We start from the raw sequence: 2,351 nt of genomic DNA on the forward strand, positions 1-2,351 counted from the left end.
AGATATGCAGAAAAATATGACTCCCGGCAGGCGTAAAGGCTGCCCTAATTATTCTCCTGAGTTTAAACAGCAACTCGTTGCTGCCTCCTGCGAACCCGGGATATCCATCTCAAAACTGGCGTTTGAAAATGGCATTAATGCCAATCTGCTCTTTAAATGGCGCCAGCAGTGGCGCGAGGGAAAGCTGCTATTACCTTCCTCTGAGAGGCCTCAGTTACTTCCTGTGACTCTCGATGCCACCGCCGTACAACCAGAACCGCCCGCTGAGGACTCAGAGCTCAGCATCTGCTGTGAGGTAACGTTCCGGCACGGGACACTCCGCCTCAACGGCACTGTCAGCGAAAAGCTTCTGACTCTGCTGATACAGGAACTGAAGCGATGATCCCGCTACCAACAGGCACCAAAATCTGGCTGGTTGCCGGTATTACCGATATGAGAAACGGCTTCAACGGGCTGGCTGCAAAAGTGCAGACGGCGCTGAAAGACGAACCGATGTCCGGCCATGTCTTCATCTTCCGGGGCCGCAGCGGCAGTCAGGTTAAACTTCTGTGGTCCACCGGCGACGGGCTGTGCCTGCTGACCAAACGGCTGGAGCGCGGGCGCTTCGCCTGGCCGTCAGCTCGCGATGGCAAAGTGTTCCTGACCCCGGCGCAGCTGGCAATGCTGCTGGAAGGCATCGACTGGCGACAGCCGAAGCGGTTGCTGACCTCCCTGACCATGCTGTAGGCTTCTTTATCCTGGTTGTCGCAGAATAAGCCTGGTAAAATGCTGGCTTATGAATGACATCTCTTCTGACGACATCCTTCTGCTGAAACAGCGCCTTGCCGAACAGGAAGCGCTGAACCGTGCCCTGCTGGAAAAGCTGGCAGACCGGGAGCGCGAAATAGACCATCTGCAGGCGCAGCTGGATAAACTTCGCCGGATGAACTTCGGCAGCCGTTCTGAAAAAGTCTCCCGCCGTATCGCACAAATGGAAGCCGATCTGAACCGGCTTCAGAAAGAGAGCGATACGCTGACCGGTCGGGTGGATGACCCGGCAGTACAGCGCACTCTGCGTCAGACCCGCACCCGCAAACCGTTCCCCGAATCACTCCCCCGCGATGAAAAACGCCTGCGGCCAGCGGGTTCCTGCTGCCCGGAGTGTGGTGGTGCGCTGAGTTACCTGGGTGAGGATGCCGCTGAACAGCTGGAGCTGATGCGCAGCGCCTTCCGGGTGATCCGGACCGTACGGGAAAAACATGCCTGCACAAAATGTGATGCCATCGTGCAGGCCCCCGCGCCTTCGCGCCCCATTGAGCGGGGTATCGCCGGACCGGGGCTGATGGCCCGCGTGCTGACCTCAAAGTATGCAGAGCACACACCGCTGTATCGTCAGTCTGAAATATACGGTCGCCAGGGCGTGGAACTGAGCCGTTCACTGCTGTCGGGCTGGGTGGATGCATGCTGCCGGCTGCTGTCCCCGCTGGAGGAGGCGCTTCAGGACTATGTCCTGACTGAAGGTAAACTCCATGCCGATGATACCCCGGTCCAGGTGCTGTTGCCGGGCAATAAGAAGACGAAGACCGGGCGGTTGTGGACGTATGTTCGTGATGACCGCAACGCCGGGTCAGCGCTGGCACCGGCGGTGTGGTTCGCCTACAGCCCCGACAGAAAAGGCATCCATCCGCAGACCCATCTTGCGGGGTTCAGCGGTGTGCTACAGGCGGATGCGTACGCCGGGTTCAACGAGCTGTACCGCGATGGCCGGATAACGGAAGCCGCCTGCTGGGCTCACGCCCGCCGTAAAATCCACGATGTGCACGTTCGCACGCCGTCAGCCCTGACGGAGGAAGCCCTGAAGTGTATCGGCGAACTGTATGCCGTGGAGGCGGAAATAAGAGGAATGCTGGCGGAACAACGGCTTGCTGAACGTCAGCGGAAAACGAAACCGCTGCTTAGTACCCTGGAAAGCTGGTTGCGTGAAAAAATGAAAACGCTGTCGCGACACTCGGAGCTGGCAAAGGCGTTCACGTACACCCTGAACCAGTGGCCGGCCCTGACGTACTATGCAGAAAACGGCTGGGCCGAAGCCGATAATAACATCGCTGAAAATGCGCTGCGGATGGTCAGTCTGGGTCGTAAAAACTGGTTGTTCTTCGGCTCAGACCACGGTGGTGAGCGGGGAGCGTTGCTGTACAGTCTGATCGGGACGTGCAAACTGAACGGCGTGGATCCAGAAAGCTACCTTCGCCATGTCCTTGACGTCATAGCTGACTGGCCGGTCAACCGGGTCAGCGAGCTGCTACCCTGGCGCATCACACTGCCAACTGAATAACACATCCCCGTCAATACGGTTCTCGCTGTACGCTTAC

The 2,351-nt window shown here is 58.3% G+C and carries 3 protein-coding genes; all 3 read left to right on the forward strand.

The window, feature by feature from the left end; translation table 11 throughout:
* On the forward strand, positions 1-382 hold a 382-nt coding region (locus RDN66_RS13095; protein WP_308537902.1), incomplete at its 5' end, for a transposase.
* A complete protein-coding gene (gene tnpB, locus RDN66_RS13100; RefSeq protein ID WP_004114612.1) occupies positions 379-726 on the forward strand; it encodes an IS66 family insertion sequence element accessory protein TnpB in 348 nt (115 codons plus the stop codon). The genes RDN66_RS13095 and tnpB, both read left to right, overlap by 4 nt.
* A gap of 49 nt (positions 727-775) precedes the next feature.
* A complete protein-coding gene (locus tag RDN66_RS13105; protein ID WP_308537903.1) occupies positions 776-2,314 on the forward strand; it encodes an IS66 family transposase in 1,539 nt (512 codons plus the stop codon).
* Positions 2,315-2,351: the final 37 nt, after the last annotated feature.

Origin of the sequence: uncultured Kluyvera sp. (genome assembly GCF_902485085.1) — a bacterium.
GTDB lineage: Bacteria > Pseudomonadota > Gammaproteobacteria > Enterobacterales > Enterobacteriaceae > Kluyvera > Kluyvera ascorbata.

Bases quoted from the DNA above. Each gene is read 5' to 3' on its own strand.
- tnpB (WP_004114612.1), top strand. From the start codon at position 379: ATGATCCCGCTACCAACAGGCACCAAAATCTGGCTGGTTGCCGGTATT.
- RDN66_RS13105 (WP_308537903.1), top strand. From the start codon at position 776: ATGAATGACATCTCTTCTGACGACATCCTTCTGCTGAAACAGCGCCTT.